The organism is Rhizobium sp. RCC_161_2 (genome assembly GCF_041355235.1).
Classification (GTDB): Bacteria; Pseudomonadota; Alphaproteobacteria; order Rhizobiales; family Rhizobiaceae; genus Rhizobium.
Genome location: NZ_JBFUPL010000001.1, coordinates 271,881 through 291,016 on the forward strand (window position 1 = coordinate 271,881; position 19,136 = coordinate 291,016).

Genomic DNA, 19,136 nt, shown 5'->3' on the forward strand with positions numbered 1-19,136 from the left:
GATGGGTTCCGATGCTCTATTCGGCGACGACCGAGAGCGGAGGATATTGCTCGCGGTCGTCGAACCATTCGCCGACGATGCGGGAAATATGCACCAGCCCTTCCAGCCGCATGTTCTCGCTGCTCGCCGATGGCGGCGCGCGGGTCGGCAGGCGCTTCAGCGCGGCGGCAAGCTGCTTCGGATCGGCGGACTCCTCCGGCAGCAGCATGTCGACGAGACCGAGCTCGCTTGCCCGCTGGGCGCGGATCAGTTGCTCCTCCCGTGGCCTGGTGCGCGGGATGATCAGCGCTGGCTTGTCGAAGGACAGGATTTCGCAATAGGTATTGTAGCCGCCCATGGCGACCACACCTTTGGCGCCGGCGATCAGTTCCTCCATCTTGTTGTCGAACTCGATCACCTGAAGACAGGCAATCTTGCTTGCGCGCTTCAGAAGCTGAATGCGTTCCTTGGCCGGCATATAGGGGCCAAGCACGATCAGCGTCTTGTGCTGCAGCGTGTTGTCCTGCTCAAAGGCGCTGACGACATCGTTGACGAGATCGGCGCCGTCGCCGCCGCCGCCGGTGGTGACGAGAAGATAGTCTTCATCGGGCACATGTTCCGATTTCGCGCCTTGCGTGGAGACGCTGCGCTGCAGGAAGCCGACGAATTCCATTTTCCGGCGCACGCCGGGCGGCACGTCGAGACCCATCAGCGGATCGTGGAAGTCCGGCGGTCCGTAGACCCAGACGCGGTCGTAGAACTGGTCGATCTTCTGCAGCACGCTGTTCTTCTTCCATTCGGCTTCGAGCAGATGCGGGGCATCCATCACATCGCGCATGCCGAGCACCAGCGTCGTGCCGCGCGCCTTTAGATATTGCAGGGTCTCCTCGACCTCGCCCTTCAGGCCCATCGGTTCCTTGTCGACGATGAAGATGTCCGGCTGGAAGGTCTCCGCCGTGTGACGGATAATCGACTGGCGCATCTTCAGGGTTTCCTGAAGATCGACATGGCTTGCCATCGACGTATATTCGCCGTCGCGCAGCTTGATCACGCTCGGGACCTTCACGAAATCGACTCGCGCTCGATAATCGAAAGCGCCGGCGATCGTCGCACCGGAAATGATCAGGACCTTCAGTCCACGGTAGTTCTCGACAAGCGCATGCGCGATGGTCCGGCACCGTCTGAGATGACCCAGACCGAAGGTGTCGTGACTATACATGAGGATTCGAGCATCTTCTAAGCGCCGCTTCATGGGCAAAACCTCAGGACTGAAAGTCATTTTCGCGGGTTCTCTGCAAACGACGTCCGCGGCCGCTCTTCGAATTGCAATCCATTTCTTGGCCACGCTTTCCGCTATTTGTAGGGATCGGCCGCGTCGCGCAAGCCGTCTCCTAAAAAGTTGAACGCCAGAATGACCAAAATCACCGGTACCATCGGGAAAAGGAGCCAGGGATAAAATGCAATAACGCTGGCGCCGCGAGCTTCGGTCAGCAGGATGCCCCAGCTTGTGATCGGCGGCCGAAGACCGAGGCCCAGGAAGCTCAGCGCGGTTTCGCCGAGAATCATGCTGGGGATCGAAATCGTCGCCGTCGCGATCAGGTGCGACATGAAACCGGGCACGAGATGCCGGCCGATGACACGGGGCGAGCTCGCGCCCATCAGCTGCGCAGCAAGAACATAGTCTTCTTCTCGCAAAGACAAGAGCTTGGAGCGTACGGCTCGTGCGAGCCCGGTCCAGTCGAGAATGCCGAGAATGATGGTAATGCCGAAGTAGATCAGGATAGGGCTCCAGCTCACCGGCATGATCGCCGCAAGCGCCATCCATAGCGGCAGGCTCGGCAGCGATTGCAGCACTTCGATGACCCGCTGGACCAGTAGATCGAAGATCCCGCCATGATATCCGGCGAGGCCGCCGATGACGATCCCGAGCAGGAAGCTGATGCTGATGCCGATCAATCCGATCGTCAGGGAGATGCGCGCGCCGTAGATGATCCGGGACAATACGTCGCGGCCCAGGCGGTCGGTGCCGAGCAGGTACATCTGGCCACCGACAGCGGGGCAGACCAGATGGATATCCGAATCCACCAGGCCCCAGAAGCGATAGGGGTCACCATGACAGAGGAAGCGGATCGGCTGAACATCGGCTGAGTTTTCGGTATAGACCCGCCGCAGCGTGTCGAGCTCGAGTGTCATCTTGCGGCCATAGACGAAGGGGCCGACGAATTTGCCCTGGTCGAAGAGATGGATGGCCTGTGGCGGCGAATGGATATATTCGACGTTGCGGGTATGCAGTCCGTAAGGCGCCAGAAACTCCGAAATCAGGATCGTGCCGTAGAGCAGGATCAGGAAGATGCCGGACGCAAGTGCAAGCTTGTGCCGCTTGAACTTCCACCACATCAGCCGCTTCTGCGAGGCCTGGTAGTAACGCGCCTGACCGGCGGACATGGCTTCGAACTGATCGGGATCGAAGGCGGCGGTCGAGACGTAATGCTCCAATGGGGCGCCGGGGCGCGGCAGGGGTGCGGTCACTTTGTGCTCCTGCCTTGCAAGCGGATACGTGGATCGAGGAAGCCGAGGGCGATGTCAGAGATCAGCACGCCGATGACGTTCAGGAAGGCGAGGAACATCAGGAACGAGCCGGCGAGATACATGTCCTGGCTCTGCAATGCCTTGATCAGCATCGGTCCGGTCGTTTCCAGCGACAGCACGATGGCGGTGATTTCAGCTCCAGAGATGATCGACGGCAGGATCGAGCCGATGTCGGCAACGAAGAAGTTGAGCGCCATGCGCAGCGGATACTTCACCAGTGCCTTCAGGGGATGCAGCCCTTTGGCGCGGGCAGTGATGACATATTGCTTCTGCATCTCGTCGAGCAGATTGGCGCGAAGGCGACGGATCATGCCGGCCGTGCCCGCCGTGCCGACGATGATGACCGGAATCCACAGATGCGCCAGGATCGAGCGCGCCTTTTCCCAGCTCATCGGCTGCGACAGGTATTTCTGATCCATCAGGTGGCCGATCGAGACGCCGAACCAGACATTGGCGAAATACATCAGGATCAGCGCCAGCATGAAGTTCGGAATGGCGATGCCGAGCAGGCCGAGAAAGGTCAGGCCATAATCGCCCCAGCTATACTGATGGGTGGCGGAATAAATGCCGATGGGGAAGGCGATCAGCCAGGTCAGCAGGATCGTCGTCATCGAGACGAGGATCGTCAGCCACAGCCTGTCGCCGACGACTTCCGAGACCGGCAACTGATATTCGAAGGAATAGCCGAAATCGCCATGCAGCATGCCGGCGGCCCAATAGACATATTGCAGGGCCATGGGCTTATCGAGCCCGTATTCGTGGCGAAGATCGGTGATTTCCTGCAGGTTGGCGGTCTCGCCCTGAGCGCGAAGTTCGGCAATCTGGCTTTCGAAGAAATCGCCGGGCGGAAGCTGGATGATGGTGAAGACCAGCATCGAGATGACGATCAGCGTCGGAACCATCACTGCGATGCGCCAGAGGATATACTTAAGCATGCGCCGGATCCTCCTTCAGCCAGAAGGTATCGGGCATATAGACGCCGAGATAGCAGGTCGGATCAAAGCCGTAGAGCGCCTTCTCAGGCACGTTCTGCAGGCGCGACGAGTGCAGGATCGGCTGCATCGTGCCGTTGATCAGGCCGATGGAGAAGACCTGCTCGGAATAGATCGACAGCATCTTATGCCATATCTCGGCACGTTCGAAGGAGGAGGCCGCCTTTCCCCATTCGCCAAGAAGCCTGACCAGCTCCGCCGCCTCCGGCACATCAGGCGCAACACCCTGTGTCTGGCGGGAAAGATAATACATGCCCCAGAGCGGCCATTGCATCTGATCGTCCATCGTCGGTGCAAGTTGGCCGGGATTCATGTCTGCGGTCGCTACCCCATTGTCGAGGCCGTACCAGATCGACATCATGATGCGGCCGCCCATGGCGCGGCTGCGAAAGATGTCGCGTTGCGAGACCCGGGTGAAGAGTGCGATGCCGACCTTGCGCCAATGATCGGTGATCAATTCCAGCACGTCGGTGTCGAGCGTGCTTTCGCCTGGTGTCTCGACCGTGATCTCAGCCCGCCGGCCATCCGACAGCAGACGGATGCCGTCCTCATCGCGCTTGTCGAGGCCGGCAGCATCGAGCAGCGCATTGGCCTGATCCGTGTCATGAGCAATCCATGCGGTGGCATATTCCGGCTTGTAGAGCGGGCTTTCCGGCAGCACGGTGTCGGCGCTTTCGGTGCCCAGACCGTAGAATACGGCCATGTTGATCTCGTGTCGGTCGATCGCCAGCGAGAGCGCCCGGCGCACGCGCACGTCGCGCAAGACCTCGCGCCAGACGGGATCGGCGCTGTTGAGGTTCGGCAGCAAAGCGACTCGTGACCCGCGTGTCAACTTCCAGAGATTGACCTTCACCGGATAGTGCTTCTCTGCCTCCTTGAGGAGCGTGTAGTCGTTGAAGTCTATGCCGGTCGCCTGCAGATCGCTTTCGCCGGCATTGGCCTTGGCCGCGATGATCGCCGCCGAGCTGATGCTCAGAACGAAGCGGTCGACATAGGGCAGTTGCCGGCCATTTTCGTCAACGCGGTGGAAATAGGGATTGCGCTCGAAAACGAATTGCTCCGCCGGCGGCGCCGTCGTGTTGCGCCAGGGATCGAGCACGGGCAGTTTGGGATTCTCCGGCCTGTAGGCGCGGCCCTTCTTGATGTGCATGTCCTGCCATTTGCGCACACGCGATTCCTGCATCAGCGAGGCAAGCCGGATACTGTCCTGATATTTCTTGTGGAATTGCTTCAGGTAATGGCCGGGGCCGGAGATGACCAGCGGCTGGGGTGCGGCCAGGCTCGGCAGAAAGTCCGGATTTGGCTCGTCCCAGGAATAGCGCACCGTCAGCTCGTCGAGGACCTCGAAACGCGGCAGGCTGCCATGCGGGCGCAGTTCCAGCGCGCCGCCGCCCGGCGTCAGCTCCTTGTTGAGGATGACGTCTTCCCACCAATAGCGGAAATCATCCGAGGTGAAGGGTTGGCCGTCCGACCACTTGTGCCCCTTGCGCAGCTTGAAAGTGAAGACGCAATCATTGAGAGCGGAGTAGGATTCGAGAATATCAGGCTGCAGCGTCAAGGTTCGATCATAGCCGACAAGGCGGGCATAACCGTAGATCGTCATGAAGCGAATATCGTTCTGGCTGCCGATGATGGTACGCACCGTGCCGCCATAATGGCCGGGCGCGCGACCCAGCGCCCTGACGTTGACGACCCGCGGAAATTTCGGCAGGCGCTTGACGAGCGGCGGCATCTGGCCGGAGCGAAGCCAATCGGCCAGATAATCCGGCTCGTTGTCGATTTCCGCAGCCACGACAGGCAGCGGCAGAACGCTGGAGGCCATCAGGCCAAGGAAGGTTCGACGGGTTACCACGCGCGCAATTCCTGAACATCGGCGCCGCGGCGAGCGCGCACGAAATGACCGCCGCCAAGGTCGGCATAGGCGAGGTCGCCGCCGTCTTCTTCCGCAAAATGCGGCCCCCAGCTCTGCTTGGCGGCCGGACCTTCGCTGTTGACCGCCGAGAAATCAAGCGGTCGGTCGAGGTCGGGGAAGGGGACCGCGGCCAGCAGCGAGCGCGTATAGGGGTGGACCGGATCGCGAAGGATGATCTCGCGCGGCGCGATCTCGACGATGCGGCCGCGGGCCATGACGGCGATACGGTCCGCCATATAGTCGACAACCGCGAGATTGTGCGAAATGAAGAGATAGGTAAGGCCAAGCTCCCTCTGCAAATCCTTGAGAAGATTGAGGATCTGCGCCTGCACCGAAACGTCGAGCGCTGAGACCGGCTCGTCGAGGATCAGGAGCTTCGGCCCGAGCGCCAGGGCGCGCGCAATGCCGATGCGCTGGCGCTGGCCGCCGGAAAAGCTGTGGGGATAGCGGCTCAGATAGTGCTGGTCGAGCCCGATCGCCTGCATCAACCCCTTGACCTTCTCCTTGCGCTCGGCGCTATCGCCATGCCGATGAATTTCCAGCGGCTCGCTCAGGATATTGCGGATCGTCATGCGCGGCGACAGGGAGGAAACCGGGTCCTGGAATACCATCTGGATCTTTGTGCGCAGATCCATGAGCGCGTCGCCCTTGACGGCCAGCACGTCGATCTTGCCGTCGCCGTCGTCGAAGCTGACTGAGCCGCTGTCGGCGCTGACAGCACGCATCAGGATCTTGCTGACCGTCGTCTTGCCGCAGCCGCTTTCGCCAACGAGCCCCAGGCATTCGCCACGGCGGATATCGAAACTGACATCGTCGACGGCGCGGAACCTCGTCCCCTCCCGGCGGCCGAATAGCCCGCTTCCCTTGGACGTATAGGTCTTTACGAGATTGCGGACCGAAAGCAGTACGTCCGGCGCCGCCGTGGCGTTGGTATTGGCCTTGGCGATTTTCTTCTTGCCCGAGAAGGTGCTGAGATTGACCGGCACGTCGCGCAGCGATTTCAGCCGTTCGCCCGGCTTCATGTCGAAATGGGGCACGGCCGACATCAGCGCCTTCAGATAGCGATGCTGCGGCCGGCGGAAGATGGTCTCGACCGGCCCGGCCTCCATGATCTCGCCGTGATAGATCACCACGACTTCGTCGGCCATGTTGGCGACGACGCCGAGGTCATGCGTGATCAGCAGCATGGCCATGTTGAACTTCTGCTGCAGGCCGCGCAGCAGGCCGAGGATCTGCGCCTGGATGGTGACGTCGAGCGCCGTCGTCGGCTCGTCGGCGATCAACAGCGCCGGATTGCAGATCAGCGCCATGGCGATCATCGCACGCTGACGCATGCCACCCGACAGCTCGAACGGATACATGTCGAAGGTGCGGTGCGGATTCTGAAAGCCGACGAGGCTCAGCATCTCCTCGGTCTTTTCGCGTTGCTCGGCCTTGCTGAGAGCAGGGTTGTGGATGCGCAGCGCCTCGCTGACCTGGTTGCCGACCGTATGCAGCGGCGACAGCGAGGTCATCGGCTCCTGAAAAATGTTGGCCATGCGCGCGCCGCGCATCTGGCGGATTGCGATGCCGTCGCGGGGCAGTTGCAGAATGTCGGTGGTCTGACCGTCGAGCGGATCGGTAAACAGAATGCGGCCGCTCGCTTGCGCGGGTGTCGGCAGGATACCCATGATCGACTGGCTGATGATCGACTTGCCCGAACCGGACTCGCCGACCAATGCTGTGACCTTGCCGGGGAGTACCCGCAAGTTGGCGTTTTTCACAACTCGCAACTTGTCCCCGTAAATCGAGAACGAGACGTCGAGGTTCTCGATACGCAATAAATCAGTCCCTGACGTCATGCCTGTGTAGTCCCGATTGCACGACCTTATACGGTCCCATTCGGCACACTAACGTAGGCCATAACGGGTGTCCAGTTGGTCAAAGCAGGACCTGAACAGTAAAAAAACTGTCATTTTTCCAATGATCTATCGGGAGATGCTTAACTAAGCATGCCTTATTATCATTGAATGAATTTTTCGACTTGCGGGCGGTTCTCGAACTTCTTGGCGTCCCGATGCAGCAGAATGACCTGTTCGGCTTCCGACAGGGCGTCGATATCCGCATCGTGAAAGACTTCCGTCGCGCCGTTGAGCGCGGCGTTGGCCTTTGGATGCACGACCGTGAAACGCTGCCGCACGCCGCGCAGCCGCTCCTCGCCGAGTGTCACCCATTCGCTGCCGGTATAGCCGGAGAAGGCCTGGCTCGCGACCACTTCCGTCGAATATTTCTTGGTCAGCGACTGCAGCCGTTGCACCTCGTTGACGGCAGCGCCGAAGGCCGAGAAGGTCAGGCGATCCTTCAGCCCGACATTGCCGAACATGACGTTGCCGACATGCAGCCCGATGCCGTAGCGAACTTCGCTCAGGCCGCGCGTCAGGCGATCCTTGTTCAACGCCGTGACCCGGCTCTGCGCCTGGAAAACCGCCGATAGCGCCGCTTCGCAGGCGACCTTTGAGGGATCCTTGTGCCGGCCGCAGGGGTAGACGGCGAGAAAGCCATCGCCGAGGAAACTCAGGATCTCGCCGCCGTTGCGGTTGAATGGCGCGGCGATGGCGTCGAAGAACTCGTTCAGCGTATCGATATAGGCTTGGCGGCCTTCCTTCTCGGCATAAACGGTCGATTGCCGCATATCGCCCATGACGAGGGCAGCACGGATCGTTTCGCCGTCGCCGCGGCGGACCTGGCCGTTCAGCACGCGCTTGCCGGCGTCACCGCCGAGATAGGTGGTCAGCATGTTGTTGGCGAGCTTGCCGAGAACCGCCATCTTGGCCGCCATCGCCAAGTGGTTCTGCATGCGCATCAGAGCGCCGATCATTTCCTCGCTGAAGCCGCTGATGCTGTCGGTCGACCATGAGCCCATCATCCCCTGGGCGGAACCGGCACCGAAGGTCTGCACGAAGGCGATATAATCGGTGATCTTCTCTTCGCGCAAATCCTTGAAGACCGGGAATTCCAATGGCCCGTCGACATCGATCCGCCGGCGCAGATGCAGGAGATTGTTGGAGAGCAGATAATAATAGGGGCTCTGCACGAAGCGTTCCGGCTTGTCGTCCATGTGCCGGTAGCCCTCGATCGTCAACCCACCGGCCCGACGCCAGGTGAAGCCAAGCGCGTCATAGAGCGGATGCAGCATCGAAAAGGTCAGGTGCACGCGGGCGATCGGCAGGCCGGAGGCGGCCATGCGTTCGCAGAAACCGCGAACGATGGTCTCCAGGTCTTCGCCGGTCAGCGCCGCCTGGGTCAGCCATTCAGCGACCTTGTCGAGAAAAATATCGGAAACACTCGAATGAACTGTCATCGTCCCCACGGCCTATCCTTGCAATCAATAAGGGCTGTTCACTCGAAACGCGCTGCCGACCAAACAATGCGGGCGCGGCCGCAACGTCGTGTCCAAGCCTGGTGGCAGCGGTCGGATGAACGAATCATGCGACAAACGACGGCACATTTCCCCCGAAATTCCGAATTGCGCCGACGTCGTGAAAAGATTTCCCTGCGCCATTTACGCATCCCGGCGGACATATGGCGCATTGGAAAAGAGGGCCGGCAGGGCTGCCGACTCTCGTTTTGTTCTCCTTCAAATAAGGTTCTGATGTCGCTGAAACAATGGTTGAAAATACCAGGCCTCCAGAAAAATCCACATGAGGCGAAAATCTTTGAAAATCTTTATGGCATGTCGGATGACGACAAGGTCGCGGCCTCGCCATCGTGCAGCTTCTCGCGCAACGCCATTGCCGCCATCGCATAGCCGCCGCTGGCGCCGTCGATGAAGTGCATGTGATCGCGCATCAGCGGTGTCGGTACGAAACAGGTCATGAGAGCGCTGTCCTGCCGATGGAGGCCATAACGGCACACGCCCTCGGCCTCGGCCGCGCGCAGCCGCGCTTCGATACGAGAGAAACGTTCAGCGTCGACATCGATGGTCATCTTCAGCCCATCGTCGAATTTGCGGAAATCGGAATTCGCGGCGAGGTCACGCCGATAAATTTTGGCATCGAAGGTCGCCGTGCGGATACCCAGCTTGTCGAGGATGCAGACGAGAACGATCTGTGCGCCGATCGCAAGTTTGCGCCGCCAGCGATTAGCCATCGGCCCTGTCGCCCGCGCCTCCATTTCTGCCCCCAGAAAGTTAAGCACAGGCTTCGGGCCTTCGACGGGTACGGGGTGGCCGTCGCGGTTCTGCTCCGTGGAAATGGCGATGATGTCGGTCACAAGGCGTCGAAATTCCGAACCGCTGCCTGCTTGATCGGGAACGGCGATAATCGAGACGATCTCGCCATTATGGGCTTTGATCGGGTTCCATCGGCAGGAAAGGCCGGTCAGGTCCGGCCGCGTTTCCGGTGCCGCCGCCTCGACGGCAAATCGTCCGGCCTTCATCTGGCTTTCCGCCCAGCTTGCGCCGCCGCCGGCGAACATGGCGTAGGACACGAAATCGCTGGGACTGAAGCGGGCGACCCGTACGTCCAGTCCTTCGGCGCGGACATCCGCCATGGGCACCAGAGCGGTGCGCAGGCTGAGCTGCAGCTCCTCCGTCACCCAGGTCCGCACAGCCGCCAGAGCCTCCCTTACACGACCCTCACCGGAGGGAGGAATAGCCACCAGAGAGCCGTCGCCGCCGAAGACGAAGGGATAATCGCCCTTGTCCAGCGCGTTGAGCACGGCGGAAATCACGCTGGCGCCGGCCATGTTGACGGATTTGTAATGACCGGAGGCGATCGCATTGGTCGAGCTGACGATATCGGCTACCGCCAGCAACCAATCATCCGGAAGCGGTCGGTAATTGTCACTGTCCGTCACGCCTTCGAAATCGGTGAAAACCGGCAATGCACGGAAGAAATCGTCGTTCGGATCGGCCATGACACATCCCCCTTACATGCGCGCCGCAACACTCTATCCCTACAGCAACCGCATCGAAAAACCAGCGGGGCGGTCGACGCGGCGACATGCATCATGCTACTCCGGCTGCGGGAGAGACACCACGATGCCAAGGACAAGACAGATACGATGAGCCGCCTGGATAGTTTCATCCGCCGCCTGACCGCGCAACGCGACATCCTCAACGGTATTGCCGATGAGGTTAAAGCACTCGAAGGTCCCGTGCTGGAGCTCGGACTTGGCAATGGCCGCACATTCGACCACCTGCGCGAGCTTTTCCCCGATCGCCGCATCGTTGCCTTCGATCGCGCCGCCAATGCCTACGGCCCGTCGATGCCGGAAGCCGGGAATCTCGTCCTCGGCGAGATCAAGGACACGGCCCGGGATTTCATCGGCAGCGGTGCCTCGCTTGCCCATGCCGATATCGGCACCGGCTATGAGGAGAAGGACGCGGTGACCTTGACCTGGCTGCCTCAGATTATGGTCGGCGTACTGGCGCCGCGCGGTATCGCCGTCAGCGGCCTGTCCCTGAATCACCCTGATCTCGCGCCATTGCCCTTGCCGGCAGGCGTGAAAGCGGGCCGCTATTTCATCTACCGGCGCCGATAGGCGCTAGCGCAGGAGGAGGACGTCGAACTGCTCGCCTCCGGTCGGCAGTTCGGCAATCTTCATCGGTACGGTGCGGTCCTCGAAAAAAGCCAGGCATTCCGTATAGTAGGCAGTGAGATCGGCGATGAAGGCGGATGTTTGCTCCTTGCCGTAGAAGGCCGGTGTGAACTCCATGTAGAGCGGCACCTTGAGGGCCATCAGCGCCTGCATCGATCTGACGGCGACGGGCTCATATCCCTCGATATCCATCCAGATCAGCCCGACATCGGCGGGCTCGACGCCGGCCTCGCCGAGAATATCGGCGACGGGCCGGACCGGCACGGAAATCTTTTCGTCGCTCGGGCTTTGCCGCAGGGCGCTGCTTTTGCCATGGTTCTTGTGGTTCAGGTAGAAATCGAGCTGCCCCTCGCGGTCGCCAGCGGCGCAGTTGACGGCGGTCACCACATCCTGAAACCCGTTATCGGCGATATTGACCGACAGAAGCCGGAAATTGCGCGGGTCGGGCTCGACGGAGACGATGCGCCGATAGGCGCCGCTGAGCGCGAAGTAGCAGGTCTGGGTGCCGATATTGCCGCCGAGTTCGAGCAGCACCGTCCCCTTGCGCAGCAGGCCGCGCTCGCGCAGCACCGTCAGCAGCCGGTCGACATGGTCACGCTCGAAATGCCCTTTGCGGAACACCTTGCGGCCGATGTAGTCGGCCGGCGAAAAGCTCATGAGATGATCGCCGCAATCCACCGTCATGGCCTTCACGCGCGGGCCGATGGCACTGATCAGGATATCGCGGCCGAGGCGGGTGTCGAACAGGCGCGTGGTGATGCGATCCCTGGTCTTGCGGAGGGTACGCTTCCAGAATTTAGTGGTCAGAATCTTACGGTCGAACATCGGGCGTCATCCCTACACGCCTGAACGATCTATGCAAAGCGGGCACTGTCTTCCTTCCGGACGATATAGACGCGCAGAGGCTCGCTGCGGCCGCGAACGGCGATCTCGCGGCTTTCGATGCCGGCGATATCGACGTCGGAAAGGCTCGCCACCGGTTCCGAGAAGACAAGCGTGCGGTTGAATTCCTTGGCGACGCTTTCAAGGCGGCTGGCGACGTTGACCGTATCGCCGATCGCCGTCACGTTCTTGACATTGCCATAGCCCATCGAACCGACCACCGCCGAGCCAGTATGCAGGCCGATGGCGATTTCGAGCGGAGCGCCCAGGTCATCGGCCAGTTCCGCACTCAGCTTGTCGATTTCCCGGACAATTTCGGCCGCCGCCTTCAGCGCCTGCCGGTTGGCTTCCTTGGGCGTGGTGCGCAGGCCGAACAGCGCCATGGCGCCGTCACCGATGAACTTGTCCATCCGGCCGCCATTCTCCTCGACGATGCGGCCGACGATGGCGAAATAGCGGTTAAGCAGGAAGACGATGTCGAAGGGCAGGCGTGCCTCGGTGAGCGCGGTGAAGTGGCGCAGGTCGCAGAAAAAAACGACGATCTCGCGCTCGCGCCCGGGGCTTGCCGTCTGGCTGTAGACGGGAATGGCGGCTTCCGCCATCGGTGTCAGAAGCGGCACGACGCTGATATCTCCCGTCGGGCGCAATTGGCAGGCAAGCCGGACATCCGGCGTGGCGCCGATCCGGTTCAGGGTCTTTTGCTCCAGCCCCTCTGGCGGCGGCAGATTGTCCGCGCCGTCGATGATCTGGACGCGGCAGGTGGAACATTGGCCCTTGCCGCCGCAGACGGAATAATGCGGGATGCCGCCGAGACGGCTCGCTTCGAGCACGGTGAAGCCGCGCGGCGCATGCACGACTTCGCCGCCTGCATAGCGGATCGCCACTTGATGCTGCCGTTCGCGCAGTCTTCGATGGGTGCGGAAGGCGAAAAGGCCGAGGATCGACATGCTGAACGCGCCATAAAAGCCGGCGCGATAGGGCCATAGGGTTATGCTTACCTGGCTGCCCGGCATGGAGCCGGCTTCACCAAGGCTGCGCATGTCGCTGTAATAGCCGCCACGAAGGCCGCGCTCGTCCTCCTGCGCCGCCTCGTGCGATACCGTTTTTCCCATGGCCGCAAAACCGAGCAGGGCAAGAACCGGTAGCGTGATGGCGAAAGACAGCATGACGGGCGCGATGGCTATGTACCATGGCCGATAGCGCAGCCAGAAATGAATGCCGATGCAGCCATGGAGCCAGACGATCAGCAGCACGATCGACTGGCGCACGCCGTTGAGCGGTGAAGTGACCCAGAGGCCGCGAACGATGGCGCGGTAATTGTCGTGATAGCCGTAGATCTCGTGAACGATGCGGGTGGCGATGATGTGGTCGATCAACAGCAGGGGCACCAGCAAGCCGGTAACGATCTGGAAAGCCTCACCCGCCGGCATGACCAGCGTGCGGCGCTTGTAGAGCATGCGCAGGACGAGGAGGATATGGACAATCAAAGCGCCGTAGAAGAGAACGGTGCCAACAGGATTGCGCCAGACCACCATGAACCAATGCTGCGCCTCGGTGGCAACGCTGAGCGAGATCAATCCGAGGGAGTGATTGGCCAGATGCATCATCACGAAAACGAAGATGACCAGACCGGAGCCAAGCCGGAATTTTCGCACCAGACGATCGGATATGATGGGTTTTCTTGCCTCTGTGGTCATCAAATCCAATTTACATTGCCCGTTCACAAGGGAACGGAAAACAGTTATCGCCTAATCATCTAGCTGCAATGCCGCATGCTGTCGAGAATACGGTCGTTAAAGCCAGGGCCTTAATTGTCAAGCAACCCGCCGGAATTCGGGCGTCTCCCGTCACATTTCCGGGCCAAACTATCACTTAATCGTCAACTATTGGCCCGTGCCATGAAGATCGCTTTCTACGCCCCTCTGAAATCGCCCAACCATCCGGTGCCGTCTGGCGATCGGCTGATGGCGCGGCTGATCATCGCGGCCTTCGAGATGGCGGGACATCAGGTCGAGCTTGCCTCTGAACTGCGCAGTTTCACGCAGACGCCGGAAGCGGGGCCGCGTGCCGAAATCGCCAGGAAAGCGGAAGAAGAAATCGCCCGCCTGCTGGAAAAATGGCGCGGCGAAACTGCGCCGGACCTCTGGTTCACCTACCATCCCTATTACAAGACGCCCGACATGATCGGTCCCAAGATCGCGGCTAGCCTCGGGATCGCCTATGTCACCGCCGAGGCTTCCTATGGCAGGCGGCATGATGATAATGGCTGGAGCGACAACCAGCGCCTCGTCGCCGACGCCGTGCGGCAGGCCGCCGTCAATCTGTGTTTTACCGAGCGCGACCGGATCGGTCTTGCCGACGCCATCCCCGAGGGGCGATATGAGCGTTTCCTGCCGTTCATCGATACCGCGCATTTCGGACCTCTGGCCAGCGAGCGCGAACCGCATCGGTTGATCACCGTTGCGATGTTGCGCCGTGGCGACAAATTCGACAGTTATGGGATGCTCGCTCGGGCGCTGGAATTGATCCGGGAGCGGGAGTGGACGCTGACCATCATCGGTGACGGACCGATGCGGGCGGAGGTGCGAGCGCTGTTTTCCGGTTTCGACAGCGACCGCATCACCTGGCTTGGAGAACGCACAGCGCCGGAGATCGTGGAGGAGCTGCGGGCAGGGGGCATCTATGTCTGGCCCGGCTGTGGCGAGGCCTATGGTCTTGCCTATCTCGAGGCGCAGGCGGCCGGCCTGCCGGTCGTGGCGCAGGCAACCGCCGGTGTGCCGGAAGTGGTGATGAACGGGGTAACGGGAATATTGACACCCGAAGGTGATCTGAGTGCCTATGCCGACGCGATCGCGCGGTTGCTGGGCGATGACCGGTCGCGGCAAGCGATGGCCAAGGCGGCCCATCGCTTCGTTCACGTGGAGAGGTCCTTGATCGCGGCCTCGAAACGGCTTGAGACCATTCTGCGGAAACATCTGGGAGATCCCTACTATGAGCGATAGAGCTGAATGGCAGCCTCTGCGCGATGAATTGCAGCGCTGGGCCGAGGCGGGGCGAAAGGCGAAGCTATGGTTCCGCGACGACGATGCCATCGAGCCGACGGCGGCCCTCGACCAATTGCTGGCGCTCTCGGACAGATACGGTGTGCCCATGGCTCTGGCGGTCATTCCCGGCCCGACCGGCCAGCCACTCGCGGAGCGTCTGGCACGCCAGAAAGCCGTGACTGTGACCGTGCATGGCTGGACGCATCACAACTATGCGCCGGATGAGACGAAGAAGCAGGAACTCGGCCTGCACCGCCCGCAGGCGGTCGTGCTCGATGAACTCCGCCAGGGGTTCGAGAAATTGAGAGAACTCTATCCTCAGCAATTCGTACCGATGCTGGTGCCCCCGTGGAACCGCATCGACAAGGCGCTGCTGCCGGAGCTCGCCCCCTTCGGCTATCGGGCCGTCTCCGTCTACGGGCTGGCCAAACCAAGGCCGATCGCCTTGGTCAATACCCATGTCGACATCATGGACTGGCACGGCACGCGTGGCGGGCGTCCGCATGGGGAGCTGGTAGAGGTTTTGATCGGCGAGCTCAAGAACCGCTTCGGGGGCAATGACGAGCCGATCGGCATCCTAACGCATCATCTCGTCCATGATGCGCTTGCCTGGGATTTCATCGAGGCGCTATTTCAGGAGACGTCCGGCAATGCCGCCGTCGACTGGCGCCCGGTCGGCGATTTCGTCAATTAAAGTTCGAGGAGTTGGCCGTCGAAAGCGGCAAAGGTCTCGGGGAAGCTTTCCCGAGCCTCCCGTTGCATGTCGTCCAACTGCTTGTCCGTGCGCCACTGCGCATGATGAAAGAGCGCGAGACGCTTGACGCCTGCTTTTTTGGCCAGCTTGACGCCTTCCTGCCAGGTGGAGTGCCCGAACCCCAGATGCTTCTGCATCTCCGCTTCGACATAGGTGGCGTCATAGATGGCGAGATCGGCGCCGGCCATCAGCGAGAGGGCCGCTTCGTCCAGGTGACCGTTCACATGCTCGGTATCGTAGACCAGCGCGATGATCCGCCCGCCCCATTCGACGCGATAGCCAACGCAACCGCCCGGATGGTTGAGCTTGGCGGTGTGGATGACGATGCCGGGATGCGGCTTCAGCGTATCGCCAGCTGCGAAATCACGAAAACCCATGGTGGCGCGACAGATATCCGGTTCTACCGGAAACCATGGCGGCCGCATGAATTGGCCGATCAGCTGCCGTGTCGTCGTCTTGCCGGCGAGATGGCCCGACCAAAGATCGACACTGACCTTGGGATCATAGATCGGATTGAAGAAAGGCAGGCCGATCATATGGTCGTAATGCGAGTGGGTGAAGAAGACATCGACATCGTTGACGCCTGCCTTCGCGAGCGACAAGGCTGCTTCTCGCGCTCCGGTACCGGCGTCAAAAAGAATGTGCCTGCCGTTATGTCGCAATTCGATACAGGAAGTATTTCCGCCGTAACGCTCGAATTCCGGTCCTGATACGGGGATACTTCCCCGTACACCCCAGAATTTAAGCTCGAAACTATCGTTTTTCATAGAAGTTTTGACACCATTCCCCTTTCCGTCAACGTAAGCACACTTTTCCTACCGTGCGAAGCCAGCAATTTTCACAAAAGTCATGCTCCGGGAGAAACTAAATTCTGTCGTTTCATCGACGCGAGTGTTTCGGGTCGATGTCCAACGATGGATCGCATGCACCTAATATAGGTACTCCCCGCCGAAATTTGAGGAGGCCGCATGGGGCTGGTAACAGCGTGGTCTCACGCCGTGGGAAAGGCGCCGTCTTCAGCCAGCCGCCTGTAGGCTTCGATCGCATAGAGCACTGTCCGCGTCTGCGCCTCGTGGCAATCGACGAAGGTCTGGCCATAGACCGTCTCGTCAGCCGCCTCGGTAACGATCGTCAACGGCGCCTGGTAGCGCATGCCCACGACGCTGATGCAGGGGATGCCGTAGCGTATCTCGAAGGGTGCGTTCGGCATGTGGACCTTGACGCAGGCGAGTTGCCGGGCATTGGCGGCGACGAGATCTTCGTCCTCGGCCAGCCTCCGTGCCACCTCATCGAGTAGCGCGTCGCCAATCGCTTCCCAGCCTGGATGCACGCCGAGGATCAGGAAGAAACCCTTCGGGATCGTCCAAAGCTCGTAGCCCCGCGGCAGATAGCCGGACATCGGCCGTGTCCACTCATGCGACGGATAACCGTGCAGATTAAGGTGCAGCTTGGCCGAAGACATCCCCAGGGCAGCCGTCCGTGCATCGCGCTCGTAGGCGAGTGTGGAGACGCTGAAGGAAATATCGTCACCAAACGCCGAATAGCGTGCGGCATGATGCATATGAAGCGGGTTTTCGACGATCAGGCGTTGATGCAGCTCGTAGCCGTCGACATTCTCCACGGGCACGATGGCAAAGTGGGCGTCGGGGTCGGCCGCCAGAACCTGCGCAGCCCTTAGCGCGCCAACCGGGCCACTGGTCTCATTGGCGTGCTGGCCCGACGAGATGAAGATGGCCGGGCCGGTGCCTTTGCGATAGCGGCCGAGCACGTCGCGGCCTTCGAGCGAGACCGCGCTGATCGGCTCGCCTCCGATCTTCGATAGTTCTCTTCTGATCTGACCGATCTTCAGCGGGCGGTCGGCGGTTTTAATGGCGATGTCGGGGCCGGTGGTTTCATCATGTTCGCCGAAATCCTCGACGGTGATCACGATCCGTGGGCTGCCCTTTGCTGCACGAATATCCGGCACGACCTGACCGGGCCGCGCCTCACGGTCGGCCATGGCGCCCATGTCCGCGTTTAGGCATTCGCGCACGGCAAAGAACAGGTCTTCATGCATCGCCTCGCGCAAGCTGATGCTTTCGCTGAAGAAATCGAGTGCGAGATCGTCTGCCGGCAGATCGACGGTGATCCGCAGCCGGTCGAAATAGGGGTGTCGCCGCTCCCAAGGATGCTGCTTGACGGCATCGACCGCGGCGAGAAACAGGATCTCGAAATCGGTCTTCAGCCGCTGACCACTGTCCGCGATGCCGACTGCCCGCCGCCAGCCGCAGCAGCGCAGCACTGGCCGGCCGACATGGTCGTCCTCGATGACATTCGGGGCAAAGACCGCATGGGTGCTCGTCCCGCCGTTCTTTGCCGTCAGCGCGACGTCGTAGACGAGATCGAGTTCGTTGGCATGGAACGATATCTCGGCGTCACCGAGAAGTGCTGCCAGCGGATAGGCTTCGATCAGGAAACGGTGCGGATCGGCGGTGGCATGCACGGGGTAACCGATTTCGACCCGCGCGAGGGAGGAGATGTCGACCTCTTCCAGGAAGAAATGGACCAACGGCTTGTAGGCGCTGCGGATGCGGGCCCTGACGCCGGCGGCGGCGAGCGTTTCCTCCGCTGCCCGGCGCGACGGGCCGTCATCGAACAACCATGCCTCGACCGGATGGGCCGGCGGGCGGGCGAGCAGCTGGGAAAGCAGCTCGTCGAGCGTACGCGGGACATCAAGATCGAGAATAGTGGTCATCGTTGCCCCGCTGGATTGAGATCATCGTGAAACCGGTCCCTCAGGACGTTGCCTAATCCATGAGCAATGTCTACCGATTGCGAGAAAACTGAAGCAAAAATAAGCGCTTTGGTTCACGGTTGGTGCACTGTCCTCACAGGGTCGCGGCCGACCGGGCTGCCTGTTCGTAATAGCCTGACAGCGTCCTCAGATGCGATGCGATCCCGGAAAGATCGTCCTGCGACAGGCCGGAAACCTTGGTCGCCTCGACCAACAATCGCTCGCGGATCTCGGAATAGCGCGTCAGCGCCTCCAGGCCCTTGTCGGTTACCTGGATCTGTTTTTCCTTGCCGCTCTTGCCGGTCTTGACGAGGCCGGCGGCCTCCAGCTTTTTCACGGCGTAGTTGGCGACATGCGTGTCCTCGATGTCGAGCACGAGGCAGAGATCGGAGAGTGTCTTCGGTCGGTCCCTGTGCCGAACGGAATGAATGATCAGGATCTCGATCGGCGAGAGGCCGGGCACGCCGGCAGCTGCCATGCAGCGTACCATCCAGCGATTGAACGCGTGCGAAAACAGGATCGATCCGTATTCGAGCTCAGAGAGGGCCGGAGAGGTGCCGACCGCCAGATGGGCGGACGACACGATCAGGTCACGCGGAGATTTTGCTTCTTTCGACTTGTCCAAAGAGCG

15 protein-coding genes are annotated in these 19,136 nt (G+C 60.9%); 3 read left to right on the plus strand and 12 right to left on the minus strand.

Annotated elements, in window-relative coordinates:
* Positions 1-16 precede the first annotated feature (16 nt).
* From AB6803_RS01190 to AB6803_RS01220, 7 genes are all read right to left on the minus strand, one after another.
* Positions 17-1,231, minus strand: a complete 1,215-nt coding sequence (locus AB6803_RS01190; RefSeq protein WP_034516003.1) for a glycosyltransferase family protein — start codon at positions 1,229-1,231, stop codon at positions 17-19.
* 101 nt (positions 1,232-1,332) lie between these two features.
* The gene (locus tag AB6803_RS01195) at positions 1,333-2,508 is read right to left on the minus strand and encodes an ABC transporter permease (protein WP_371107145.1); all 1,176 of its coding nucleotides are present in this window, start codon (positions 2,506-2,508) and stop codon (positions 1,333-1,335) included.
* Positions 2,505-3,503 (minus strand): ABC transporter permease, encoded by a 999-nt coding sequence (locus AB6803_RS01200; RefSeq protein ID WP_371107146.1) that lies wholly within the window; start codon positions 3,501-3,503, stop codon positions 2,505-2,507. The genes AB6803_RS01195 and AB6803_RS01200 overlap by 4 nt, the downstream gene beginning before the upstream one ends.
* A complete protein-coding gene (locus AB6803_RS01205; RefSeq protein ID WP_371107147.1) occupies positions 3,496-5,412 on the minus strand; it encodes an ABC transporter substrate-binding protein in 1,917 nt (638 codons plus the stop codon). Before AB6803_RS01205 ends, AB6803_RS01200 begins: the two co-directional genes overlap by 8 nt.
* Positions 5,406-7,313: an ABC transporter ATP-binding protein gene (locus AB6803_RS01210; RefSeq protein WP_371107148.1), complete on the minus strand. Its 1,908-nt coding sequence runs from the start codon at positions 7,311-7,313 to the stop codon at positions 5,406-5,408. The genes AB6803_RS01205 and AB6803_RS01210 overlap by 7 nt, the downstream gene beginning before the upstream one ends.
* A 161-nt stretch (positions 7,314-7,474) precedes the next feature.
* Positions 7,475-8,812 (minus strand): adenylate/guanylate cyclase domain-containing protein, encoded by a 1,338-nt coding sequence (locus AB6803_RS01215; protein WP_371107681.1) that lies wholly within the window; start codon positions 8,810-8,812, stop codon positions 7,475-7,477.
* Between the two features lie 365 nt (positions 8,813-9,177).
* Positions 9,178-10,368: a DUF3095 domain-containing protein gene (locus tag AB6803_RS01220; protein ID WP_371107149.1), complete on the minus strand. Its 1,191-nt coding sequence runs from the start codon at positions 10,366-10,368 to the stop codon at positions 9,178-9,180.
* Positions 10,369-10,515: 147 nt separating this feature from the next.
* On the opposite strand from AB6803_RS01220, the gene AB6803_RS01225 reads away from it, so the two are divergent.
* On the plus strand, positions 10,516-10,995 hold the full coding sequence (locus tag AB6803_RS01225) for a class I SAM-dependent methyltransferase (protein ID WP_371107682.1): 480 nt from the start codon (positions 10,516-10,518) through the stop codon (positions 10,993-10,995).
* A 3-nt stretch (positions 10,996-10,998) separates the two neighbouring features.
* On the opposite strand, the gene AB6803_RS01230 is transcribed toward AB6803_RS01225, so the two are convergent.
* Positions 10,999-11,877, minus strand: a complete 879-nt coding sequence (locus AB6803_RS01230) for an FkbM family methyltransferase (protein ID WP_371107150.1) — start codon at positions 11,875-11,877, stop codon at positions 10,999-11,001.
* Positions 11,878-11,906: 29 nt separating this feature from the next.
* Positions 11,907-13,631 carry an adenylate/guanylate cyclase domain-containing protein gene (locus tag AB6803_RS01235; RefSeq protein WP_371107151.1) on the minus strand — a complete coding sequence of 575 codons (1,725 nt, stop codon included), beginning with the start codon at positions 13,629-13,631 and terminating at the stop codon, positions 11,907-11,909.
* Between the two features lie 201 nt (positions 13,632-13,832).
* Between AB6803_RS01235 and AB6803_RS01240 the strand changes: the two genes are divergently transcribed.
* Complete coding sequence (locus AB6803_RS01240) at positions 13,833-14,936, plus strand: glycosyltransferase family 4 protein (RefSeq protein WP_371107152.1); 1,104 nt, start codon at positions 13,833-13,835, stop codon at positions 14,934-14,936.
* Positions 14,926-15,672: a polysaccharide deacetylase family protein gene (locus AB6803_RS01245; protein WP_371107153.1), complete on the plus strand. Its 747-nt coding sequence runs from the start codon at positions 14,926-14,928 to the stop codon at positions 15,670-15,672. The genes AB6803_RS01240 and AB6803_RS01245 overlap by 11 nt, the downstream gene beginning before the upstream one ends.
* Here AB6803_RS01245 and AB6803_RS01250 read toward each other — a convergent pair.
* From AB6803_RS01250 to AB6803_RS01260, 3 genes are all read right to left on the minus strand, one after another.
* The gene (locus AB6803_RS01250) at positions 15,669-16,499 is read right to left on the minus strand and encodes an MBL fold metallo-hydrolase (protein WP_371107154.1); all 831 of its coding nucleotides are present in this window, start codon (positions 16,497-16,499) and stop codon (positions 15,669-15,671) included. The two genes, AB6803_RS01245 and AB6803_RS01250, sit on opposite strands and share 4 nt — an antisense overlap.
* Before the next feature lie 224 nt (positions 16,500-16,723).
* Positions 16,724-18,466 carry a M14 family zinc carboxypeptidase gene (locus AB6803_RS01255; RefSeq protein ID WP_371107155.1) on the minus strand — a complete coding sequence of 581 codons (1,743 nt, stop codon included), beginning with the start codon at positions 18,464-18,466 and terminating at the stop codon, positions 16,724-16,726.
* A gap of 133 nt (positions 18,467-18,599) precedes the next feature.
* Complete coding sequence (locus AB6803_RS01260; RefSeq protein ID WP_371107156.1) at positions 18,600-19,130, minus strand: winged helix DNA-binding protein; 531 nt, start codon at positions 19,128-19,130, stop codon at positions 18,600-18,602.
* Positions 19,131-19,136 lie beyond the last annotated feature (6 nt).